Below are 21,284 nucleotides of genomic sequence, written 5' to 3'. Positions count from 1 at the left end.
GCAGAAGCGGGTGCCACCCGAAAGGAATCGCCTCGTCAGGCCTTCGGCGCCTCGTCGCGCAACCGCCACCACAGCGTCGAACGGCTGATGCCGAGAATGACGCAGGCCTGGTCCTGGTCACCCTGGACCGACTGCAGCACATCGCGCACCCGTTGCCGCTCCGCGGCCGTGCGCGCGCCCTTGAGCAGGCGATTGCGCGCGGGCGCCGGACGCGCCTGCGTGCATTCCGCGAACACCTCGAGCAGCCGGGCGCGGTCCAGCCGGCCCTCGGGCGCCAGGTAGCCGTGGCAGGCCAGCAGGCGCTCGACGAGGTTCTCGAGTTCGCGCACATTGCCGGGCCAGCCGTAGCCCGCGGCCAGCTCCAGCAAGGCGGCGAGCCAGGCCGATGCCCGGTCCGCGGGCACACCCGCCGCGGGCGCGCGGCGCGCCATCAGGCCGGCGGCCAGGGACGCGATATCGGCACCGCGCTCGCGCAGCGGTGGCGTCTCGATGCGCAGCACCGCGAGCCGGTAGTACAGGTCACGCCGAAAGAGGCCACGCTCCACCTGGCCCGCCAGGTCGGCATGGGTGGCCGCGATCACGCGCAGGTCGACCGGCACCGCCGCGGTGGCGCCCACGCGCAGCACCTCCCGCTCCTGCAGCACGCGCAGCAACCGGGTCTGCAGCGCCAGGGGCATGTCCCCGATCTCGTCGAGGAACAGGGTGCCCGTGTGGGCGGCCTCGATCAGGCCGGTCTTGCCGCCGCGCCGCGCGCCGGTGAAGGCGCCTTCCTCGTGGCCGAACAGTTCGCTTTCGAGCAGGCTCTCTCCCAGCGCGGCGCAGTTCACGGCCAGGAAGGGCTGGGTGGCGCGCCGGCTCGCGCTGTGGATGCCCTGGGCCACCAGCTCCTTGCCGGTGCCGCTCTCGCCGACGATGAGTACGGTGGCGTCGCTGGCCGCGCACTGCCGCGCCAGCTCGCGCACGCGCCGTGCCGCGGCGCCGTCGCCCGCGAAGGCCTCGATCCGGTAGCGCGCGGGCGCGCCGCGTTGCCGCTGGTTGGCGCGCAGGTGGCGGTCGGCGCGCTGGATCGCGGCAGGGTCGCGGCACACCAGCAGCGCGCCGGTGACCTCGCCGTTCTCGACGATGGGCGCGCGCCGCACGACCAGCGTGCGCATGCCGATCTGCAGCACTTCCTCGACCGGGGCTTCGCCCAGGCGCAAGGTGGCGCCGAGGTCCAGCACGGGCTCCACCTCGCTCAGCACGCGGCCGACGAGCTGCGCCACGGAAGCGCCGAGCAGTTGCGCCATGGCGGGGTTCAGGGCCTCGATGCGCTGGCGCAGGTCGACCGCGACCACGCCGTCCTGCAACTGGCCGAGGATGGTGCCGAGCCGTTCGCGGCGCGCGCGCTCGGCATGGCCGTGGCGTGCCAGGTGGAGGGCGTCCTGCAGCGCCTGGCGCACCGCATCCTCGGAGTACATCAGCACGCTGGCGATGCCGGCCTGCTCGGCCAGGTCGGCCACCAGCCCGGGCGACACCACGGCCTCGATGCCGGCGGCGCGCAGGGCCTCCACGCAGGCCGGCGCGTCCTCCGCGCCGCGGTAGCTGAACTGCGCGATGCCCATGCCGAACAGCGCGTCGAGCTGCGCGAGGTGCTCCGACGGACCGTCGAACGACACCAGACCTACCCGGGGCGAGAGGGCGCGCGCCGCGGCCAGCGCGCGCATCAGGTCGAAGCCGCGCACCTCCACGATGGCCACCGGAATGTCCAGGTGCCGGCGCAGCCATTCGCCGCTGGCGCCCGCGGCCACCACCGCGTCGACGGGGCGCCGGGCATGCAGCGCGCGCACGGCCGCCACGGCATCGTCGAAGGCCTGCCCGACCAGCTCGACCTCCGCCTGCCCGGCCACCTCCGGTATCAGCCGCGCCAGCACGCGGCCCAGTCGGTGGCGGGCCACGGCCACGATGTGCAGCGGCCGCGGCGTGGTGGGGGAATGAGGGCTCGGAGCGGCGGGCAATGTATTCATTTCAATGGATTTCATTGTCTCATTCATGAAATCAAATTGAAATCCAGACCCGGGCGAGCGCCCGCCGAGGCAGCGCGAATTCCTTTCGAATCAATGACTTGGAAACGAGGGACGCACCCCTGGCACCGATGGCACAACGCTTGCGCAAACCCCGGCTTCCAGCCCAAAACCAAGGAGACCTCCCGTGCGCTTCCATCGCCTTTCCACCATCGCCTGCCTGACCGCCACCGCGCTGGCCTGTGCCTTGCCGCTGGCCGCGCAGGCCCAGGCCTGGCCCGCCAAGTCCATCCGCTTCGTCGTGCCATTCGCGGCGGGCGGCGCCAACGACCTGCTGGCGCGCTCGGCGGCCGAAGGGGCGGCCAAGGTGCTGGGCCAGCCGGTCATCATCGACAACCGTCCCGGCGCGGGCGGCTCGCTCGGCGCCGACCTGGTGGCGCGCAGCGCGCCCGACGGCTACACCTTCCTGATCAGCGCCGCGGGCGTGATCTCCAACAGCATGATCAAGAAGTCCCTGCCGTTCAAGGACGAGGACTTGGTGCCCGTGGTCATGATCGGCCTGGCGCCCTCGGTGATCGTGGTGCCCCAGTCGGCCCCGTACGACAACCTGCGCGACTTCGTCGAGGCCTCGAAGAAGGGCGCGGGCTTCAACTTCGCGACCGCGGGCACCGGCAGCACGCCGCACTTCGTGGCCGAGATGCTCAACGTGAAGTACGGCGCGAAGCTGCAGGCCGTGCCGTACAAGAGCGGCTCGGAGAGCACGACGGCCGTGCTGGGCGGGCAGGTCGAGGGCACCTCCGAGGCCAGCATCATCGCGTTGCCGCACATCCGGGGCGAGGGCAAGTTCAAGCCGCTGGCCACCACCTGGACCCAGCGCATCTCGGCCTACCCGCAACTGCCCACGGCCGTCGAGCAGGGCTTCCCCGAGCTGCAGATCGCGCACTGGGCCGGGCTGCATGCGCCGCGCGGCACGCCCAACGACATCCTGGACAAGCTCGCCGCGGCCGTCGACAAGGCCATGCGCGATCCCGCCACCGTGGCCAAGCTCCAGGGCCTGGGCATCGAGCCCGTGGGCGGCACGCGCCAGGAGTTCGTGAAGTTCACCGATGCCGAGCGCAAGCGCCTGGGCGAGATCGTCAAGGCGGCCCGGATGCAGGAGAAGTGAGCGCACCGCGGGCTCTCCTTCCTTTTTTTCCAGCCGATCCATGAATACCAAACAACAACTGCGCGCCCTGGCGCAGGCCCGCCGCGGCGTCATCGTTCCGGGCGCCTTCAATGCGCTGTCGGCCCGCATCGTCGAGGACCTGGGTTTCGAGGCGATCTACATCACCGGCGCCGGCGTCACCAACATGTGGTTCGGCCTGCCGGACCAGGGCTTCGTGGGCCTGGCCGAGATGGCCGACCACACGGCGCGCATCCGCGATGCGGTGCGCGTGCCGCTGATCGTCGATGCCGACACCGGCTTCGGCAACGCGCTCAACGTGCGCCATGCGGTGCGCACCCTCGAGCGCGCGGGCGCCGACTGCATCCAGCTCGAGGACCAGATCGCGCCCAAGCGCTGCGGCCACTTCGAGGGCAAGGCCGTCATCTCGACGGAGGAGGCCGTGAGCAAGATCAAGGCGGCCGTCGATGCGCGGCAGGACCCCGACCTGCTGATCCTGGCGCGCACCGACGCCTGTGCCGTGCTGGGCTTCGAAGCCGCGATCGAGCGCGCGCAGCAGTTCGCCGAGGCCGGCGCCGACATCCTGTTCGTCGAGGCGGTCACCAGCGCCGAGCAGATCCGCGCCTTGCCGCAGCGCCTCGACCGGCCGCAGCTCATGAACATGGTGATCGGCGGCAAGACGCCCGTCTTCGGCGCCGAGGACCTCGGCGGCATGGGCTATGGCCTCGTGCTGTACGCGAACGCCGCGCTGCAGGGCGCCGTGGTCGGCATGCAGAAGGCGCTCACGGTGCTGCGCGATGCGAGGCGGCTCGAGGAAGATCCCGCGCTGGTCGCACCGTTCGCCGAGCGCCAGCGGCTGGTGGGCAAGCCCGAATGGGATGCGCTCGAGCGACGCTACACATGAAAGGGGTGTTCGGGCGTTGAGGGGTGCGGACCCTTCATCGCTGCCCGGACGCGAACAGTTCCAGGTGCCCGCTGCGCAGCTGGAACTTCTGCACCTTGCCCGTCGGCGTCATCGGCAGCGCGTCGACGAAGCGGATCGACTTCGGCACCTCGAAGCGGCCCAGGCGCTCGCGGCAGAAGGCCAGCAGCTCGTCCTCGCCGCAGGCCTCGGCGGCGGGGCGCCGCACCACGAAGGCCGCGACCGCCTCGCCCCAGTGCGGATGCGGCAGGCCCACCACGGCCGCGGCGCCCACCGCGGGATGGGCCAGCAGCACCGCCTCGAGCTTGATGCTCGAGACGTTCTCGCCGCCGGACTTGATCATGTCCTTCTTGCGGTCGAGGAACAGCATCTGCCCGTCGGCCTCGAACATGCCGATGTCGCCCGTGTGGTGCCAGCCGAAGCGGCGCGCCGCGGCCGTCGCCTCGGGGTCCTTGAGGTAGCCGAGGAAGACGTTGGGACCGCGATGGACGATCTCGCCGATCTCGCCCGGTCCGAGCAGGCGGCCGTCATCGTCCATCACCGCGGTCTCGACGCCCGCCACCGACATGCCCCAGCAGTTGCCGTCCTTGCCGGGATGGTCGCTCGCGCGGTAGACCATGGTCGGCGGGTACATCTCGGTCTGGCCGGTGCCCAGGCGCACATCGGCGCACATCTCGCTGCGGATCTGCGCGAGCAGGTTCTTCGGTATCGGCGCCAGGCCGTACATGCACAGGCGCAGCGACGAGAGATCAGTGGCGGGGCGCCGCGGATGCTTCATCAGCGCGTCGTACATCATCGGCAGGCACGACAGCCAACTGATGCGCTCGCGCTCGATCGCCGCCAGCATGGCCGCGGGATCGAAGCCGCTGGCCAGCCAGATCGTGGCACCGGTTAGCAGCGCGCCCATGCTGATGGTGTGCTGCGCGCAATGGAACAGCGGCAGCACCGAGCCGACCACGTCGTGCTCGGTGGCCTCGAAGCTCTGCGCGCAGCTCAGCAGCGCGCCGTGCACCGAGCGGTGCGAATGCATCACGCCCTTCTGCTTGCCGGTGGTGCCGCTGGTGTACATGATCAGCGCGAGCTCGTCGTCGCCGCCCGGCGCGCCCAGCGGCTGCGTGGGCGCGCGCGAGGCCAGCGCGTCGAAGGGCAGGGTGCCCGCGGCGGCCGGCTGCGGGCCGCCGATCACCACCGTCAGCAGGCCCAGGCGCTCGATCAGCGCGCGCAGCGCCGGCACGGCGTAGAGCGCGGCGTCGATGAAGGCCCCCCCGACCTCGGCATGGCTCAGCACGTGCTCGATCGCTGCCGCGTCGAGCTGCACGTTGACCGGCACCCAGACATTGCCGGACTTGTGGATGGCCTGGATCGCGCTCAGGTGCTCGATCGAGTTGAGGCACAGGGTCGCGATGCGGTGGCCCGTGAATCCCTGGTCGCGCAGCGCCTCGCCGACGCGCTCGCTGCCCGCGTCGAGCTCGGCGAAGCTGATGCGGCGCTCGCCCTGGATCACGGCGGTCTTGCCGGGATGGCGGCGGGCGCCGCGGCGCACGATGTCGGCGAGGGACACGCGCGCGATGGCCGCGCGTTCGGGGTCGATGGTCTGCATGCGAGGGTCTCCTGAAGGGTGTCGAAGCGAAGAGGTCACGGTTCCACGAAGAAGTCGATCAGCGGCTCGACGCCCGGCGTCACGAGGTAGGGCGCGAAGTCGGTCACGCCGGCCTCGCGCAGCACCTGCTCGTCGAGCAGCAGCTGGCCCGTGAGCTCGCGGCTCGGCCGGGTCAGGATGTGCCAGGCGGCGTCGGCCATGACGGCCGGCACGCGTGCCTGGCCCGCCACCTCGGGCGCCGCGATGCGCAGCGCGCTGGTGGCGATCACGGTGCGCGGCCACAACGAATTGCTCGCGATACCGCGTTCGCGCAGCTCCTCGGCCAGGCCGCGGCTCAGCATGCTCATCGCGTATTTCGAGGTGGTGTAGGCCGCATGGCGCGCGAACCACTTGGGGTTCAGGTCCAGCGGCGGCGACAGGGTCAGGATGTGCGGATTGGCGGCCTTCTCGAGATGCGGCAGGCAGGCCTGCGCGCAGAGGTAGCTGCCGCGCGCATTGATCTCGAACATCAGGTCGTAGCGCTTCATCGGCGTGCGCTCCACCGTCTCGAGGTGGATCGCGCTGGCGTTGTTGACCAGGATGTCGATGCCGCCGAAGCGCGCCACGGCGGCATCGACGGCCGCGCGGACCTGCGCCTCGTCGCGCACGTCGACCACCACCGCGAGCGCCTGGCCGCCGGCCGCGACGATCTCCTCGGCGGCGCTGTGGATGGTGCCCGGCAGGCGCGGATCGGCCGTCGCCGTCTTGGCGGCGACCACGATGTTGGCGCCGTCGCGCGCGGCCCGCAAAGCGATGGCCTTGCCGATGCCGCGGCTCGCGCCGGTGACGAAGAGGGTCTTGGATCTGAGGGAAGGCATGAACGCTCCGGAATCGCGATCGCTCGATCGCGGGATGCGCAGGCTATGCGCGCCGGGCGGGGCGGCGCTTGCGCAGACTGGCTGGCATGGCGCCGCGCGGCAACTCAGCCAATCGACGCAAGGCGCGCCGGCACGCTGCGAGCGACGATCGGCGGGCCCACTTCCGGCGTCGAGCCCCGCACCCGATGATCACGCTCTACCACTGCGCGAATGCCCGTTCGTTCCGCGTTCTCTGGATGCTCGAGGAACTCGGCACGCCATACCGGCTGGAGATGCTGCCGTTTCCGCCGCGCGTGCTGCAGCGCGACTACCTAGCGATCCATCCGCAGGGCACGGTGCCGCTGCTGGTCGATGGCGAGATCCGCATGAACGAGTCGGTCGCGATCTGCCAGTACCTCGCCAGCCTGCATGCGCCGACGCCGCTGAACGTGGAGCGCGACGAGGCCGGCTATGCGCAGTACCTCAACTGGCTGCACTTCGGCGAGGCCTCGCTGACCTTTCCGCAGGCCCTGGTGCTGCGCTACGGAACGCTCGAGCCGCAGGAGCGCCGACTGCCCCAGGCCGCGCAGGACTACGCGCAGTTCTTCCACGGCCGCCTGCGGACGATCGAGCAGCTGCTGGAGACGCAGGACTTCGCCTGCGCCGGCCGCTTCACGGCCGCCGACATCTCGCTCGGCTATGCGCTGATGCTGGCGCGCGTGCTGGGGCTGCACGAGCGCTTCGGCCCGGCGGTGGGCGCGTACTGGTCGCGGCTGAGTGCGCGCGCGGGCTTCGAGCGCGCGATGGCGGTGCAGGAAGAGGCGGCCGCGCGGCTGGGGCTGCCATTGGTGCCGACCGCCGGCGTGGGCACCGGCAGGCGGCCACCGGCGCACGGCTGAAGCGCGGGCCGCTACAGCGAGAGCGTGCCCTCCACGCAGCTCACGCAGGCACCGCCCACGCGCACCTTGCCGTGGGCATCGACGCGCACCTTCACGCGCCCATCGCGTCCCACGCAGCGCCCCTGCGCGGCCACGTAGGCGGTGCCGTCGGACGGCAGCAGGCCGCGTTCCCACTGGAAGGCCGCCGCGCTGGCATTGCCGCTGCCGCAGACGGGGTCTTCCTCGACCCCGCTCGAGGGTGCGAAGGCCCGGACCTCCATCGCCACCTCGCCTTGCGCATAGCGGCCGTACACGATGAGGCCGGTGACGCCGAGGCGGCGCTCGAAGGCCGCGAGCCGCGCGAAGTCGGGCTGCAGGTCGATCACCGTGGCCGCGTCGGCCAGCGGCAGCACGACCCAGCGCGGGCCCACGTCCACGATGGCCGGCGCGGCCTCGGGATTCGGCTGGCGGCCCAGGATGCGTCCGAGCTCCGCGAGGTCGTCGGCCGCCAGCGGCGCCAGTTGCGCGGAGGGCAGGGCGAAGGCCAGTTCGCGGCCCTCGGGGCCGTCCTCCACCGTCACGTCGACGAGGCCCACGCCGCACTGCTGCACCAGCCGGCCGCCGTCGCGCAGCGTGCCGCGTTTGGCTTCGAGGAAGGCATGCGCGCTGCCCAGGGTCGGATGGCCGGCGAAGGGCAGCTCGTTGCGCGGCGTGAAGATGCGCAGGCGATAGTCGGCCTCGGGCACGGTGGGCGGCAGCACGAAGGTGGTTTCCGAGAGATTGGTCCAGCGCGCGATGGCCTGCATGGCCTCGGTGTCCAGGCCGTCGGCGTCGAACACCACGGCCACCGGATTGCCGGCCAGCGGTCGGGCGGTGAAGACGTCGACCACGGTGTAGCGATGGGGTTGTTTCATGCGGGGCTCCAGGGGATGTCGGTGCGTCAGGCAGTGTCGTGCATTCACTTCGCGGCGGCGTCCAGCACCGTCGAAAGGGCGGACAGCGCGGGCGCCAGGCGGTCCGGCGGCAGGTAGCCGAAGCCCAGGCGAAAGACGCGCTCGCTCTCGCCGAACCAGGCGCCCGAGGCCAGCTGCAGTTCGTGCCGCGGCAGCAGGTCCCAGAAGCGCGAGACGGCCGCGTCGTCGAAGCGATCGGCGCGCAGGCGCAGGCAGCACAGCGCGCCGCCGTCCGGGCGGATCCATTCGATGCGCTCGCGCTCGGCATCGCACCAGGCCGCCAGTGCCGCGAGGCCTTCGGCGAGCAGCCGGCGGCGCGGCGCGAGCACGGGCTCGCGATGGCGCAGCAGCGCGGTGGCCAGCGCCTCGTCGAGCACCGAGCCCGAGATCACGGTGTTCATCCTGGCCACGACCAGCCGCGCGCGCAGGTCCGCATCGGGCACCGTGAGCCAGCCGGTGCGCAGGCCCGGCGCGCCCAGCGCCTTCGACACCGAGGCACCCGTGACGATGCGCGGATGCAGCGCGGCCAGGCTTTCCGGCACGGCCTCGTCGCCGTAGCCGGCCTCGCGGTAGGTCTCGTCGACGAACAGGATGGCCTGCGGCGCCTGGCGCTGCAGCAGCGCGAGCAGTTGCTCGATGGCGGCGCGCGGCGTGCGCACCCCGCTGGGGTTCTGCGGCGAGGCGAGGCTCACCAGCCTCGTCTTCGGCGACAGGCTGGCAGCGATCGCGTCCAGGTCGAGCCGGTAGTCGTTCTCGAAGCGCAGCCCGACCTCGCGCACGGTGACGCCCGCGCCGCGCAGGCAGTCGCGGCTCGGCGGAAAGCAGGGCGTCACGAGCACCGCTTCGTCGCCGGGCCGGCAGACCTCGAAGGCCAGCAGGAACAGCCCGAGCGCCGTGCCCTGGGTGGTGACGATCTGCTCGGCGGGCACGCCGCAGGCCTTGGCGATCTCCTCGCGCAGTTCGACCGAGCCGGCGGAGCGGCCGTAGCCCAGCTTCAGGCCGCGCAGGGTCTCGAGGCCGGCCATGTCGAGCACGTCGCCGACCGTCAGGTCCTGCGAGGTGCTCTCGGCCAGGTTGAACGGCCGGTTCACGTCGAGCAGGGAAATGATCTCGTTGCAGGGAAAGCGGCCGCGCCACGCCGGCTGCGCCGCCGCGGGGGCTTCGTGTTCAAGCACTGTCATTCGTTTCCAGGTCGCCCGGGTGGGAGGGTCATTCAGAGCCCGGGGCGTGTCGGGCAGCAGGGAATACGGGCCATGCTAGTGATCGCCGGGCCATCGGAACAGCCACAATTTCCGTGAATTCGGACCAGTACAGTTCGCGTGCCTTCGGAAGCCGCTTCACCCACAATCGAGCCTCGTCATGCACGAGCCCCCCATGAACACAGGCACCCTTCGGCGCAACAGGCAAGCGGCCGGCAGCGTGCCCGCACCCCATCGCTACGAGCAGCTCGCGGAACTCATCGTCGACACGATCGACAACGGCACGCTCGCGCCCGGCGAGCGCCTGCCGTCGGTGCGCGCCGTCAGCGAGCAGCACGGCATCAGCATCTCGACGGTGCTGCAGGCCTACCGCCTGCTCGAAGACCGCGGCGTGCTGGTCGCGCGGCCGCAGTCGGGCTTCTACGTCGCCGCCACGCAGGGCGGAACGCTGGCGCTGCCCTCGGCCTCGCGCCTGCGTTCGAAGGCCTCGACCGTGTCGATCAGCGGCGCCGTCGCGGCCCTGCTCGAGCACGCCTCCAACCCGGCGCTCGTGCCGCTGGGCTGCGCGGTGCCCGACGCGGCCCTGCTGCGTTCCCACCGGCTCGACCTCGCGCTCGCGCGTGCCGCGCGCCAGCATGGCGATCGCCACAACGTCTACGGCACGCCGCGCGGCGACCCGCGGCTGCGCCGCGAGATCTCGCGGCGCGCAATGCGCATCGGGCATGCGCTCTCGCCCGACGACGTGGTCATCACCAACGGCTGCACCGAAGCCTTCACGCTCGCGCTGAGCGCCGTCGCCAGGCCCGGCGACACCATCGCGGTGGAGTCGCCCACCTACTTCGGCTTTCTCCACACGCTCGAGGTGCTCGGACTCAAGGTGCTGGAGCTGCCCACCGATCCCGTCGAGGGCATCCACATCGAGGCCTTCGCTCGGCTGCTCGATGCCGGCCCGGTGGCGGCCTGCCTGCTGTCGTCGAGCTTCAGCAATCCGCTGGGCGTGTCGATGCCCGATGCACGCAAGCGCGAGCTGCTGGCCTTGCTCGCGCGGCACGGCGTGCCGCTGATCGAGGACGATGTCTACGGCGACATCCACTTCGCGCGCGAGCGGCCCACGCCCTTCATCGCGCTCGACGGCGGCGCGAACACGCTCTACTGCAGCTCGTTCTCGAAGAGCCTCGCGCCCGGCTATCGCGTGGGCTGGATCGCGCCAGGCAAATACGCGCAGCAGGTGGTCGACCGCAAGCTGGCCTTCAGTCTCTGCAGCCCGGTGCTGCCGCAGGTCGCGCTCGCGGACTTTCTGGCCAGCGGCGCCTACGACGCGCACATGCGCCGGCTGCGCCGCCTGCTCGAAGAAAACCTGCGGCACCTGACCCGCGCCATCGAGGCCAGCTTTCCGGCCGAGACCCGCGTCAGCCGGCCCGCCGGGGGCTTCGCTCTGTGGGTCGAACTGCCGCGCGGCTTCGACTCGCGCGCGCTGTTCGACGCGGCGCTCGAGCTCGGCATCTGCTTCGCGCCGGGGGATGTCTTCTCGGCGAGCCGGCGCTTTCGCAACTGCCTGCGACTGAGCGCCGGCTGGAGCTGGAGCGAGCGGATCGAGGAGGGGGTTCGGCGGCTGGGGACACTGGCTCGCCGACAACACATCTGAAGGTCGGCGGCCCTCAGCCTCGACGCAGCAGATCGAGGCCGGAGAACGGACCGCGCCCTTGCTGCAGCCTGCCGCCGGTCGACAAGCCCCCGAGCTCGATCGACACCCAACCCACGGTGGCGATCATCGACGCCACCTGCGCATTCGCGTCCACGTGATCGCCCGACACGAAGATCACGCGTCGCCCGCCCTGCTGCTGCGGGTCTTCCGCGAGCAGTGCCGCCGGCAGCGTGTTGAAGGCCTTGACCAGCTTGGCGCCCGGAACGAGATCGGCCACGATCTCGCTCGAGCTGCGGCCACGAAGGTCGGCGACGACGAGCTGGCCGTTCCTCTCCAGGTACGGGTTGCTGGTGTCGATGACGATTTTTCCGGCCAGCGATCCCAGGGTCGGCAGGGCCTCGGGAAGATGGCTCCATCGGAGTGCCAGGACCACCGCCGGTTCGGCGGCGGCCTCGGCTGCCGTGCCCGCGCGTGCCTTGGGGCCGAGCTGCTCGACGAAGTCGGCCAGCGAATCCGGCCCCCGGCTGTTGGCGAGGACGACCTCGTAGCCGGCCCGCGTGAACTGCGCCGCGAGCGCCTTTCCGATCCTGCCCGCTCCAATGATGCCGATCGCCATGGGTCCGTGTCCTTTCACTGTCGTGATTGAAACTGTCCGCGCGTCAAGGAATGAGAACGACCGAGCCCATGACTTCGCGCGCCGCGATCGCGCGGTGGGCCGCGGCGGCGTCCTTCAGCGGGTAGCTGCGATCGATGGCGGCGGTGATGCGGCCCGACCTGAACGCGTCGAACAGCGAGTCGGCGCCCGCCAGCAAGGCTTCGCGGGTCATCAGATAGTGGGAGGACGACAGCCCCGTGAGGAACAGCGAACCCTTGGCCATCAGGAGGCTGGCATCGACGGGCGGCGTCGGGCCCGAACTGAAACCGAAGCTCACCATCGATCCAAGCGGCCGCAGGCAATCGAGCGACGGCAGGAATGTCTTCCGGCCGACGCCGTCGTACACGACATCGACGCCCTGGCCCGCCGTCAATTCTAGCACCCGGGCCACGAAATCCTCCTCGCTGTAGTCGATGACCTCGTCGCAACCGTTGGCGCGGGCCACGGCCATCTTGCCGGCCGAACCGACCGTGCCGATCACGCGCGCGCCGAGCGACCTGGCCCATCGGCATGCGATATGCCCCACGCCGCCCGTGGCGCCGTGATAGAGGATCGTGTCGCCTGCCGCGATCGGCCGCGCCTTGAACAGCAGGCACCAGGCGGACAAGCCCTTGGACAGGATGGCGGCGACCTGCCGATCGTCGATGTCGTCGGGCACGGCGATGACATGGTCCGCCTGCACCAGGCACTCCTGCGCATAGGTTCCGCTGGCGCTGCGGTAGGCGACGCGGTCGCCCGGCGCGATGTCCGTGACTTCCGCGCCGACCGCGACGACCACGCCGACGCCCTCGGTGCCGGGCACGAACGGCATCGGCGCGGGAAGAACGCCCGCGCGCCGAAGGGTGTCGCTGAAATTGACGCCGATCGCGGTCTGCCTCACGCGCACCTGCGAGGGGCCAGGTTCGGCCGTGGGTACCTGCCCGAACTCGAGGACCTCGGGCCCCCCGGCCGCGCGAACGACGATGACTTGGTTCACTCTTTTTTCTCCCTGTGGCATTGCCCGGTGTGTGCGTCCATTCCGGTGATCGGGAGAGCGCACGAAGACAGCAGAAGCGGATCTTAGAATGATCATTCTAAAGATGCCGAAGCGGCCTTGCCGTGGCACTACCTTCGCCAGGGTTTCTCGCGGCTTCGTTCGCACAAGGATGGCCGGGCTTGCGACGGCTTCGCGGCAGCACCTCGCCGTCTAAGATGCCCGCGAGAAGCGCCGGCCCGCAGGCCTGGCGAAGCGGCATCGACCATCGCAGCCGGGTCTCCCGGGATCGTTCAAATGGCAGGAAAAAAAGTCATCCACCCCAATGAAGCCGAAGCCGGCCAGAACCGCCGCGCCCAGGTCCTGGAAGCCGCCGCGGTCTGCTTCAGCAAAAACGGCTTCCACGGCACGAGCATCCAGAAGATCTCCGAAGCCGCCGGCATGAGCCCGGGCCACATCTATCACTACTTCCAGAACAAGGAAGCCATCATTCATGCGTTGATCCAGCAGAACCTGGGACGTGCCTTCGAGCACCTGTCCCATATCGAGGAGCGCAGCCGGGTCGCGGGCCCCGCCGATGCGCTGGTCGAGGAGATGAGCCATGCGGTGCGCACGCGCACCGATCCCCGGCACGTGCCCCTCGAGCTCGAGATCCTGGCCGAGTCCGCCCGGAACAGGAGCGTGGCGAAGTTCTTCCAGCGCGCCGATCGGGCGATCTACGAAAAGATCGAAGGCGTCGTCAAGGCGATCCCGTCGTCGCGCGGCCTCTCTCCGGCGGAACTGCAAGCGACGATCGACGTGATCGTCGCCATGTCCGACGGGCTGGTGTTCCGGGCCGTCGGGAATCCGAAGATGGACAAGGAGGAGGTCGGGAAGGTCATGCAAAGGGTCGTGCGGTTCCTGGTGCAGAACGAGACCTCTTGACGCCTGTCGGCGTGATCTGCGGGCGTGCCAGTTAAAGGGTTGAAGCCACCCCTGTTAATACTGTACAAACATACAGCATTCGCGATGAATGGGTCACGCGAATGTCGCCCTCGAGGCAGTCTCAACAGAGGTGAACAGCTATGAGTACCCCCGCATATGACATCGCCTACACGGCACCTTTCACGGGTGCGGTCGTGCGCACCGGCGAAGCCAAATTTGCCGAGAAAGTCAGCGTCAAGGATTTCGGAGCCATCGGCGATGGCAGCACCGATGACACTGCAAAGATTCAGGCCGCCATCAACTACCTGGGCACCGTGAGAGGCGGCGAACTTTACTTTCCGCCAGGCCGCTACAAGATCAGCGCACAGCTGACGGTTGGTTTCAGCGACATTCGCCTCATCGGCGCTGGTCGAGGCGACTTCCACTACACAGGAACGAGTCCGGTCGCCGCGACGGAGCTCATCTGGGCTGGCGCGGCCAGTGGCGTGATGGTCCGCTTCACGCCGGCAGGCTCCCAATGGTTGTCGGGCTGCGCTCTGGACGGGATCTACTTGAACGGAGGCGCGGGGGTCCAGCGTTGCCTGGAGGTCTATTCGAGTTTCGGTGGCCGCTACATCGTGACCGGCCAAAGCTTTCTCCAGTCGCTGTTTTCGCTCGGCTGCTCGTCCAGCATCACGGAAACCGCGGACAGCATGCAGAACTACATCGAGGTTCGCGGCAGCGCTGCCGGCAATGCGGCGCTCCTGCAATTGACCGGCATCTCGAATGCGAACTCGTGCTTCAACCGCATCGGCATGGTGGATGGCAACTACGAGCATGGCACGGCGATCCAGCTGTACAACTGCGACAACAACGTGTTCGAGCACATCCGCCTCTATCGCCAACCGGGTGCCATGGGCGTGGGCATTGCATTCAACGGCGGCGTGTTCAACCAGGAGGCTCGATCGAACCTGATGATCGATTGCTCACCTGGCGAGGGAGGCGTGGTGGCAAATGGGACGGGGCCTGGCGTAGCGTCCGCGTCCAAGGACAACTACATCTTGCTGTACGACACGCCCAACGCCGCGCCTTTGCCGAGCTATGGCGTCGGTGCATCGCTCTGGTACGGGACTTTCGACAGCAAGTTTCCGTGCGTCATCGCACGTGCCAACTCAGGTGTGTACGGGGTGGGACCGGCCGACGTGTCCTTTCCTTCGGAGGTCCAGGATCTGCAGAACAGCTTCTCCTCCACCGCATTCACCGCACCCAAGCCCGGCAACTATCGGGTGAAGTGGACCCTTGCCCACACGGCGGGAGTCACGCCCAGAGACAAGTGGCTGATCAACATCGTCACGCCCTCCGAGACCGTGGGGTTCATCTATGCGGTGATCGACGCCCGCGACAACAGCGTTTCGAATGAGGCGCTGGTCAGCCTGCGTGCCGGCGAAACGGTTCGGCTGCGAATCTCCAGGGCGGATGGTTCCGGCGTATTTCCGGTGGTAACGGACAACACCTACAACCGCTTCGAAGTGAACTACGTGTCCCAGGGCTTCTGAGCGCGCAAAGGGCCTCACCACGCAGGCGCGCGGCGCCCTTCCTCGACCAGGAATTCCACCAGCGTCGGCAGCGAGGCCCCCATCGACCGACGGGGCTGCGTGCGCATCACATAGCCCCACGAGCCGGGCATGCGCAGGCCCGGCGTCAGCGCCACCAGCCGGCCGCGCGCCAGTTCCTCGTCGACCAGCGGCGCACGCCCCAGCGCGATGCCCACGCCCGCCGCGGCGGCCGCGACCACGGTGCTCAGGCCGCTGAGCACCAGCGGTTCCTGGCTCGCGCTCTCGGGCAGGCCCAATCGGGGACGCCAGGTGCGCCAGTCGGTCTCGGGGCTGTCGATATGCTTCTCCTCGAGCCAGCGGTGGCGCGCGAACACGCGCGGGTCGTCGCGCTCGCCGGGCTCGACCAGCGCGGGGCTGCACACCGGCACCACGGTCTCGGTCATCAGCGGGATGTCGCCGGGCGCCGCGAGGTGCGGGCCCAGCGCGCGCACGTGCAGGAACGCGAGATCGATGTCCTGCGCGTCCCAGGCGGGATCCTGGCTGGCGTGCAGGAACAGCTGGATGTCGATGTCGGGATGCAGCTCGATGAAGCGCCCGATCCGTGGCGCCAGCCACAGCGCCGCCAGCGACGGGTTGGCCGAGATGTTGAGGCTGTTGCGCCGCGTGCCATGGGCACCGGCGCGGGTGTTGCGGCATGCCGTTTCGAGCAGGGTCAAGGCCTGTTGCACCGACACCAGCAGCGCGGCGCCGGCCTCGGTGGTCCGCGCGCGACGCACCGTGCCGCCACGATGCAGCAGGGTCACGCCGAGGTCTTCCTCGAGCGCGCGCAGCTGGTGGCTGATGGCGCTCTTCGTGACATGGAGTTCGGAGGCGGCACGGCTCAGGCTGCCCAGGCGGGCGACGGCTTCGAAGGCGCGCAAGGCAGCCAGTGGTGGCATGGGGCGGGGTGGAGCGGCAAAGGGTGCAATCTATCTCAACCCAGGATTGAAAAACCATCGCTTTCGCCGCCCCGCGCGATGCATGACGATGACGGCCCGACAGGAAGAACTGATCGCACCACCATGTATTTCGATATTCGGCTTTGGCAATTGACAGCGGGCCTGCGCCTGCAGATGGCGGGCGGCATCCTGCTCGGCCTGCTGGCGCTGGCGGCCGGCATCGCGCGCTACGTGTTCCTCGGCCAGTTGCTGGCACGCGTGTTCGACGGCGCGCCCTACGGCGACTGGATCGCACCGGCCGCCTGCGTGGGCGCGATGGTGCTGCTGCGCGCGCTGTTCGACCATCTGCGCACGGTGCAGGCCAACCGCGCCTCGGCCGAGGTGCAGCAGGCGCTGCGCGCGCGGCTCTACGACCGCATCGTGGCACTGGGCCCGGCCTGGTTCGCCAACCAGCGCACCGGCGGCGTGATGTTGACGGTGGTCGATGGCGTGGAGCAGCTGCAGACCTTCTTCGGCCAGTACCTGCCGCAGGTCGTGATCGCGGCCGCGGCGCCGTTCGCCATCTTCGCGGTCATCGCCTTCTGGGACCTGCCGACCGCGCTCGTCTTCCTGGCCGCGGCACTGTTCGCGCTGTTCGGTCCCATGGCCGTCCACATGCTCGACAGCCGCGCGAGCCTGGCGCGCACGCGCTCGCTCAACGAATTCGGCGAGGAGTTCCTCGATGCGATGCAGGGCTTGCCCACGCTGAAGGCCTACGGCCAGGGCAAGGCCTGGGGCGAGCGGCTGGCGGCCCGCGCGCGCAAGCTCTCGGACAACACCTTCTGGGTGCTGTCGGTGAGCCTGCTGACGCGCGGCATCAGCGACCTCGGCGTCGCGCTGGGCGCGGCGCTGGCGCTCACGGTGGGCGCCTGGCGCGTGACGGCCGGCGACATGAGCGTGGAAGCCCTGCTGATCGTGCTGATGGCCGGCACCGAGATCTTCCGTCCGCTGCGCGAGCTGCGCTCCGTGCTGCACCGGGGCATGCTGGGGCAATCGGCCGCGGCGAGCATCCATGCGCTGATGGATGCAAAAGCGCCGACCGCTTCGCCTGAAACACGGTCGAACGCCGCCGGGCCCGCGTATCTCGCGCCCACCATCGAATTCGACGCCGTGGCCTTCTCCTATTCGCCGCAGCGCGCGGCCCACCAGGGCCTGTCGTTCCGCATCGCGGCCGGCGAGCGCGTGGGCATCGTGGGCCCGAGCGGGGCCGGCAAGTCCACCATCGTGCGGCTGCTGCTGCGCGAGTTCGTGCCGCAGTCGGGCACGGTGCGCGTGGGCGGCCACGACGTCAACGGCCTGGCCACGCAAACCCTGCTGGGCCACATGGCGCTGGTGAGCCAGGACATCACGCTGTTCCACGGCACGCTCGACGACAACCTGCGCCTGGGCCGGCCCGATGCCACCCACGAGCAGGTGCGCGCCGCGGCGCGGGCCGCCAACATCGACGACTTCATCATGGCGCTGCCGCAGGGCTACGCCACCCAGGTCGGCGAGCGCGGCCTGCAGCTCTCGGGCGGCCAGCGCCAGCGCGTGGCGATCGCGCGTGCCCTGCTGCGCGACGCGCCGATCCTGATCCTCGACGAGGCGCTGTCCTCGGTCGACACCGAGAACGAGGCGCTGATCCAGCAGGCGCTGGACCGCCTGATGGTCGGGCGCACCACGCTGATCCTCGCGCACCGGCTGGCCAGCATCATCGGCGCCGACCGCTGCCTGGTGCTCGATCAGGGGCGCGTGGTCGAGGAGGGCCGCCATGCGGTGCTGATGCAGCGGCAGGGCCTCTACCACCGCCTGATGCACGAGCAGGCCGTGGGCCTGGCCGGCGCGGCGCCCGCACCCGTCGAAGCGCAGGCCGCATCGGTGCGACGCATTGCCGCGGAAGAGGAGGGCGATCGCGGCCACGCGCTACGCCCGCTCGATGCCGACGCCGAGCAGGTCGGCTGGAAGGCCACGCTCGCCACGCTGCTGTCGGTGGTGCGGCCCTGGCGCGGCACGCTGATCGCCACCATCGTGTTGGGCGTGGCGCGTGTCGCGGCCTTCATCGGCGTCGGCGTGCTCAGCGCACTGGTGGTGGCCGCGATCCGCGACGGCCGCGACACCTCGGCGCTGATCGTCGGCCTGCTGGTCGCGGCGCCGCTGGCCGCGCTGTTCCACTGGCTCGAGTCGTGGCTGGCCCATGCCATGGCCTACCAGTTGCTGGCCGACATGCGCGTGAAGCTCTACGACAAGCTCGAGCGACTGGCGCCGGCCTACCTGCTGCAGCGCCGTTCGGGCGACCTGGTCGCGCTGGCCACGCACGACGTGGAGATGGTCGAGTACTTCTACGCCCACACCATCGCGCCGGCCATCGTCTCGGTGCTGGTGCCGCTGTCGGTGCTGGGTTTCCTCGCGCTCTACAGCTGGCCCGTGGCGCTGGCGCTGCTGCCGTTCCTCGCCTATGCGCTGGTGTCGCCGATCCGGGGCCGCCGCCAGGTCGATGCGCTCGGCGACCGCGCCCGCCATGCGCTGGGCGAGATGAGCGCCCATACCGCCGAGACCATCCAGGGCCTGGCCGACCTGACCGCCTTCCAGGCCACGGGCCGCCGCCGCGCGCAGTTCCTCGAGGTGGCGGACCGCAGCCGCGCGCGGCGCCTGGACATCCTGAACGACCTGTCGCGCCAGACCGCCTGGTTCGAGATCGCGATGGGCCTGGGCGGCCTGGCCGTGGCCGTGGTCGGCGCGCTGCAGGTCGCGAGCGGTGCCTTGCCGGCCGGCATGTTGCCGCTGCTGGTGCTGATCGCGCTCGCCACCTTCCTGCCGGTGTCGGAGATCTCGCAGGTCAGCCGCCAGCTGGCCGACACCATCGCGGCCACGCGCCGCCTGCACGTGGTCGAGAACGAGCCCGAGCCCGTGGTCGACGGCCCGCTGCCGCCGCCGGCCGCGGGCCGCGGCCTGTCGCTGGCCTTCGAGCGCGTCTGCTTCGCCTATCCGGGCAAGGCGCAGGACACCCTGCACGAGCTCGGCTTCGAGGTGCCGGCCGGCGCCACCGTGGCCGTGGTCGGCGCCTCGGGCGCCGGCAAGAGCACCGTGGCCAGCCTGCTGCTGCGCTTCTGGGATCCGCGCCAGGGCCGCGTGAAGCTCGACGGCGTGGACGTGCGCGAGCTGCGGCTCGACGGCCTGCGCGAACGCGTCGCGCTGGTGTCGCAGGACACCTACCTGTTCAACGACACGCTCGAGGCCAACATCCGCCTCGCGCGCCCCGATGCCAGCGGCGAGGAACTGGCGCTCGCGCTCGACCGCGCCGCGCTGACGGACTTCGTGCGCACGCTGCCCGAGGGCCTGGCCACGCGCGTCGGCGAACGCGGGATGCAGTTGTCGGGCGGCCAGCGCCAGCGCATCTCGATCGCGCGCGCCTTCCTCAAGAACGCGCCGGTGCTGATCCTCGACGAGGCCACCTCGCACCTGGACACGCTGTCGGAGCTGCAGGTGCGCGGCGCGCTCGATGCGCTGATGCGGCACCGGACCACGCTCGTGATCGCGCACCGGCTGTCGACCATCCGCGACGCCGACCTGATCCTGGTGCTGGAGCACGGCACGCTGGCGGAGGCCGGCACGCACGACGAGCTGCTGCGCCGGCAGGGGGTGTATGCGAAGCTGGCGAGCCACCAGGGCGCGAGTGCCGAACCATCGCAACGGGCGCGGGCATGAGGGTGCGCGGTCCGGCCCGCGGCGGGCTTCATAAGCCGCGCCTATCGCCCCATCCGATCAAACGATTGGCCTGAAATCGCGCGCTGCGAAACCATCTCCTCCGTGCAGCGATGTGCTGCCGCATCAACCAGGAGATGACTTTGACCAAGATTGTTTGCGTGCTCTACGACGACCCCGTGACGGGCTATCCCACCACCTACGCCCGCGACGACCTGCCGCACCTGGAGCGCTATCCCGACGGACAGACGCTGCCCACGCCGCGGCGCATCGACTTCCAGCCCGGCACCCTGCTGGGCAGCGTCTCGGGCGAGCTGGGCCTGCGCAAGTACCTCGAGGCCAACGGCCACCAGCTCGTGGTCACCTCGAGCAAGGACGGCGCGGACAGCGTGCTCGACCGCGAGCTGCACGACGCCGAGATCGTGATCTCGCAGCCCTTCTGGCCCGCCTACATGACGGCCGAGCGCATCGCGAAGGCACCCAAGCTCAAGATGATCGTGACCGCGGGCATCGGCTCCGACCATACCGACCTGCAGGCCGCGATCGACCGCGGCATCACAGTGGCCGAGGTCACCTACTGCAACAGCAACAGCGTGGCCGAGCACGTGGTGATGATGACGCTGGGCCTGGTGCGCAACTACATCCCTTCGTACAACTGGGTGGTCAAGGGCGGCTGGAACATCGCCGACTGCGTGGCGCGCTCCTACGACCTCGAGGGCATGCAGGTGGGCACGGTGGCCGCCGGGCGCATCGGGCTACGCGTGCTGCGGCTGCTCAAGCCCTTCGACGTGAAGCTGCACTACCTCGACCGCCACCGCCTGCCGGAATCGGTCGAGAAGGAACTCAACCTCACGCACCACACCAGCCTCGAGAGCCTGACCAAGGTCTGCGACGTGGTGACGCTGAACTGCCCGCTGCACCCGGAGACCGAGCACATGATCAATGCCGACAGCCTGAAGAAGTTCAAGCGCGGCGCCTACCTGATCAACACGGCGCGCGGCAAGCTGTGCGACCGCGACGCGATCGCCTCGGCGCTCGAGAGCGGCCAGCTCGCGGGCTATGCGGGCGACGTGTGGTTCCCGCAGCCCGCGCCGGCCGACCATCCGTGGCGCACGATGCCGCACCACGGCATGACGCCGCACATCTCGGGCACCAGCCTGTCGGCGCAGTCGCGCTATGCGGCCGGCACGCGCGAGATCCTCGAGTGCTACTTCGAGAACCGGCCGATCCGCAACGAGTACCTGATCGTGCAGGGCGGCCAGCTCGCGGGCGTGGGCGCGCATTCGTACAGCGCGGGCAATGCCACCGGCGGCTCGGAAGAAGCCGCGCGCTTCAAGAAGTAGC

General features: G+C 70.1%; 16 protein-coding genes. 8 read left to right on the top strand and 8 right to left on the bottom strand.

What is annotated here, in order from left to right; all coding sequences use genetic code 11:
* Positions 1 to 35: 35 nt before the first annotated feature.
* Complete coding sequence (gene prpR, locus AC1HIL_RS32330) at positions 36 to 2,003, bottom strand: propionate catabolism operon regulatory protein PrpR (RefSeq protein ID WP_479669206.1); 1,968 nt, start codon at positions 2,001 to 2,003, stop codon at positions 36 to 38.
* 208 nt (positions 2,004 to 2,211) lie between these two features.
* Here prpR and AC1HIL_RS32325 point away from each other — a divergent pair, with 208 nt between their 5' ends.
* A complete protein-coding gene (locus tag AC1HIL_RS32325) occupies positions 2,212 to 3,165 on the top strand; it encodes a tripartite tricarboxylate transporter substrate binding protein (RefSeq protein ID WP_057589879.1) in 954 nt (317 codons plus the stop codon).
* Between the two features lie 40 nt (positions 3,166 to 3,205).
* Positions 3,206 to 4,066 carry an isocitrate lyase/PEP mutase family protein gene (locus AC1HIL_RS32320; RefSeq protein WP_093349771.1) on the top strand — a complete coding sequence of 287 codons (861 nt, stop codon included), beginning with the start codon at positions 3,206 to 3,208 and terminating at the stop codon, positions 4,064 to 4,066.
* A 34-nt stretch (positions 4,067 to 4,100) separates the two neighbouring features.
* On the opposite strand, the gene AC1HIL_RS32315 is transcribed toward AC1HIL_RS32320, so the two are convergent.
* Together AC1HIL_RS32315 and AC1HIL_RS32310 are read right to left on the bottom strand one after the other, a co-directional pair.
* Positions 4,101 to 5,684 carry a class I adenylate-forming enzyme family protein gene (locus AC1HIL_RS32315; RefSeq protein ID WP_479669207.1) on the bottom strand — a complete coding sequence of 528 codons (1,584 nt, stop codon included), beginning with the start codon at positions 5,682 to 5,684 and terminating at the stop codon, positions 4,101 to 4,103.
* A 35-nt stretch (positions 5,685 to 5,719) separates the two neighbouring features.
* A complete protein-coding gene (locus tag AC1HIL_RS32310) occupies positions 5,720 to 6,541 on the bottom strand; it encodes an SDR family oxidoreductase (RefSeq protein WP_413765392.1) in 822 nt (273 codons plus the stop codon).
* A gap of 185 nt (positions 6,542 to 6,726) precedes the next feature.
* Between AC1HIL_RS32310 and AC1HIL_RS32305 the strand changes: the two genes are divergently transcribed.
* Positions 6,727 to 7,419 (top strand): glutathione S-transferase family protein, encoded by a 693-nt coding sequence (locus tag AC1HIL_RS32305; RefSeq protein ID WP_479669209.1) that lies wholly within the window; start codon positions 6,727 to 6,729, stop codon positions 7,417 to 7,419.
* Positions 7,420 to 7,430: 11 nt separating this feature from the next.
* Here the strand turns inward: AC1HIL_RS32305 and AC1HIL_RS32300 are convergent, their stop codons facing one another.
* Entirely contained in the window at positions 7,431 to 8,312 is an 882-nt protein-coding gene (locus AC1HIL_RS32300; RefSeq protein ID WP_479669210.1) for a PhzF family phenazine biosynthesis protein, read from the bottom strand.
* 44 nt (positions 8,313 to 8,356) lie between these two features.
* On the bottom strand, positions 8,357 to 9,532 hold the full coding sequence (locus AC1HIL_RS32295; protein ID WP_479669211.1) for a pyridoxal phosphate-dependent aminotransferase: 1,176 nt from the start codon (positions 9,530 to 9,532) through the stop codon (positions 8,357 to 8,359).
* Positions 9,533 to 9,725: 193 nt separating this feature from the next.
* Here AC1HIL_RS32295 and AC1HIL_RS32290 point away from each other — a divergent pair, with 193 nt between their 5' ends.
* A complete protein-coding gene (locus tag AC1HIL_RS32290; RefSeq protein WP_479669212.1) occupies positions 9,726 to 11,195 on the top strand; it encodes an aminotransferase-like domain-containing protein in 1,470 nt (489 codons plus the stop codon).
* 13 nt (positions 11,196 to 11,208) lie between these two features.
* Here the strand turns inward: AC1HIL_RS32290 and AC1HIL_RS32285 are convergent, their stop codons facing one another.
* Positions 11,209 to 11,811 carry an NADPH-dependent F420 reductase gene (locus AC1HIL_RS32285; protein ID WP_479669213.1) on the bottom strand — a complete coding sequence of 201 codons (603 nt, stop codon included), beginning with the start codon at positions 11,809 to 11,811 and terminating at the stop codon, positions 11,209 to 11,211.
* Between the two features lie 43 nt (positions 11,812 to 11,854).
* Entirely contained in the window at positions 11,855 to 12,826 is a 972-nt protein-coding gene (locus AC1HIL_RS32280) for a quinone oxidoreductase family protein (RefSeq protein ID WP_479669214.1), read from the bottom strand.
* 294 nt (positions 12,827 to 13,120) lie between these two features.
* Between AC1HIL_RS32280 and AC1HIL_RS32275 the strand changes: the two genes are divergently transcribed.
* Together AC1HIL_RS32275 and AC1HIL_RS32270 are read left to right on the top strand one after the other, a co-directional pair.
* Positions 13,121 to 13,747 (top strand): TetR/AcrR family transcriptional regulator, encoded by a 627-nt coding sequence (locus AC1HIL_RS32275; RefSeq protein ID WP_479669215.1) that lies wholly within the window; start codon positions 13,121 to 13,123, stop codon positions 13,745 to 13,747.
* 140 nt (positions 13,748 to 13,887) lie between these two features.
* A complete protein-coding gene (locus AC1HIL_RS32270; protein WP_479669216.1) occupies positions 13,888 to 15,282 on the top strand; it encodes a glycosyl hydrolase family 28-related protein in 1,395 nt (464 codons plus the stop codon).
* Positions 15,283 to 15,296: 14 nt separating this feature from the next.
* On the opposite strand, the gene AC1HIL_RS32265 is transcribed toward AC1HIL_RS32270, so the two are convergent.
* Positions 15,297 to 16,220 (bottom strand): LysR substrate-binding domain-containing protein, encoded by a 924-nt coding sequence (locus AC1HIL_RS32265; protein ID WP_479669217.1) that lies wholly within the window; start codon positions 16,218 to 16,220, stop codon positions 15,297 to 15,299.
* A 123-nt stretch (positions 16,221 to 16,343) separates the two neighbouring features.
* Here AC1HIL_RS32265 and AC1HIL_RS32260 point away from each other — a divergent pair, with 123 nt between their 5' ends.
* On the top strand, positions 16,344 to 19,943 hold the full coding sequence (locus tag AC1HIL_RS32260; RefSeq protein WP_479669218.1) for an ABC transporter ATP-binding protein/permease: 3,600 nt from the start codon (positions 16,344 to 16,346) through the stop codon (positions 19,941 to 19,943).
* Positions 19,944 to 20,083: 140 nt separating this feature from the next.
* Entirely contained in the window at positions 20,084 to 21,283 is a 1,200-nt protein-coding gene (locus tag AC1HIL_RS32255) for an NAD-dependent formate dehydrogenase (RefSeq protein WP_479669219.1), read from the top strand.
* Position 21,284 lies beyond the last annotated feature (1 nt).

Source organism: Variovorax sp. ISS6 (assembly GCF_056523145.1).
The sequence above is the reverse complement of the archived record's forward strand: the minus strand, read 5'-3'. Positions and strand labels throughout refer to the sequence as shown.

Excerpts from the sequence above, each read along its gene's own strand:
- prpR (WP_479669206.1), bottom strand. The coding sequence starts at position 2,003 with ATGAATACATTGCCCGCCGCTCCGAGCCCTCATTCCCCCACCACGCCG.
- AC1HIL_RS32320 (WP_093349771.1), top strand. The coding sequence starts at position 3,206 with ATGAATACCAAACAACAACTGCGCGCCCTGGCGCAGGCCCGCCGCGGC.
- AC1HIL_RS32315 (WP_479669207.1), bottom strand. The coding sequence starts at position 5,684 with ATGCAGACCATCGACCCCGAACGCGCGGCCATCGCGCGCGTGTCCCTC.
- AC1HIL_RS32310 (WP_413765392.1), bottom strand. The coding sequence starts at position 6,541 with ATGCCTTCCCTCAGATCCAAGACCCTCTTCGTCACCGGCGCGAGCCGC.
- AC1HIL_RS32305 (WP_479669209.1), top strand. The coding sequence starts at position 6,727 with ATGATCACGCTCTACCACTGCGCGAATGCCCGTTCGTTCCGCGTTCTC.
- AC1HIL_RS32300 (WP_479669210.1), bottom strand. The coding sequence starts at position 8,312 with ATGAAACAACCCCATCGCTACACCGTGGTCGACGTCTTCACCGCCCGA.
- AC1HIL_RS32295 (WP_479669211.1), bottom strand. The coding sequence starts at position 9,532 with ATGACAGTGCTTGAACACGAAGCCCCCGCGGCGGCGCAGCCGGCGTGG.
- AC1HIL_RS32290 (WP_479669212.1), top strand. The coding sequence starts at position 9,726 with ATGAACACAGGCACCCTTCGGCGCAACAGGCAAGCGGCCGGCAGCGTG.
- AC1HIL_RS32285 (WP_479669213.1), bottom strand. The coding sequence starts at position 11,811 with ATGGCGATCGGCATCATTGGAGCGGGCAGGATCGGAAAGGCGCTCGCG.
- AC1HIL_RS32275 (WP_479669215.1), top strand. The coding sequence starts at position 13,121 with ATGGCAGGAAAAAAAGTCATCCACCCCAATGAAGCCGAAGCCGGCCAG.
- AC1HIL_RS32270 (WP_479669216.1), top strand. The coding sequence starts at position 13,888 with ATGAGTACCCCCGCATATGACATCGCCTACACGGCACCTTTCACGGGT.
- AC1HIL_RS32265 (WP_479669217.1), bottom strand. The coding sequence starts at position 16,220 with ATGCCACCACTGGCTGCCTTGCGCGCCTTCGAAGCCGTCGCCCGCCTG.
- AC1HIL_RS32260 (WP_479669218.1), top strand. The coding sequence starts at position 16,344 with ATGTATTTCGATATTCGGCTTTGGCAATTGACAGCGGGCCTGCGCCTG.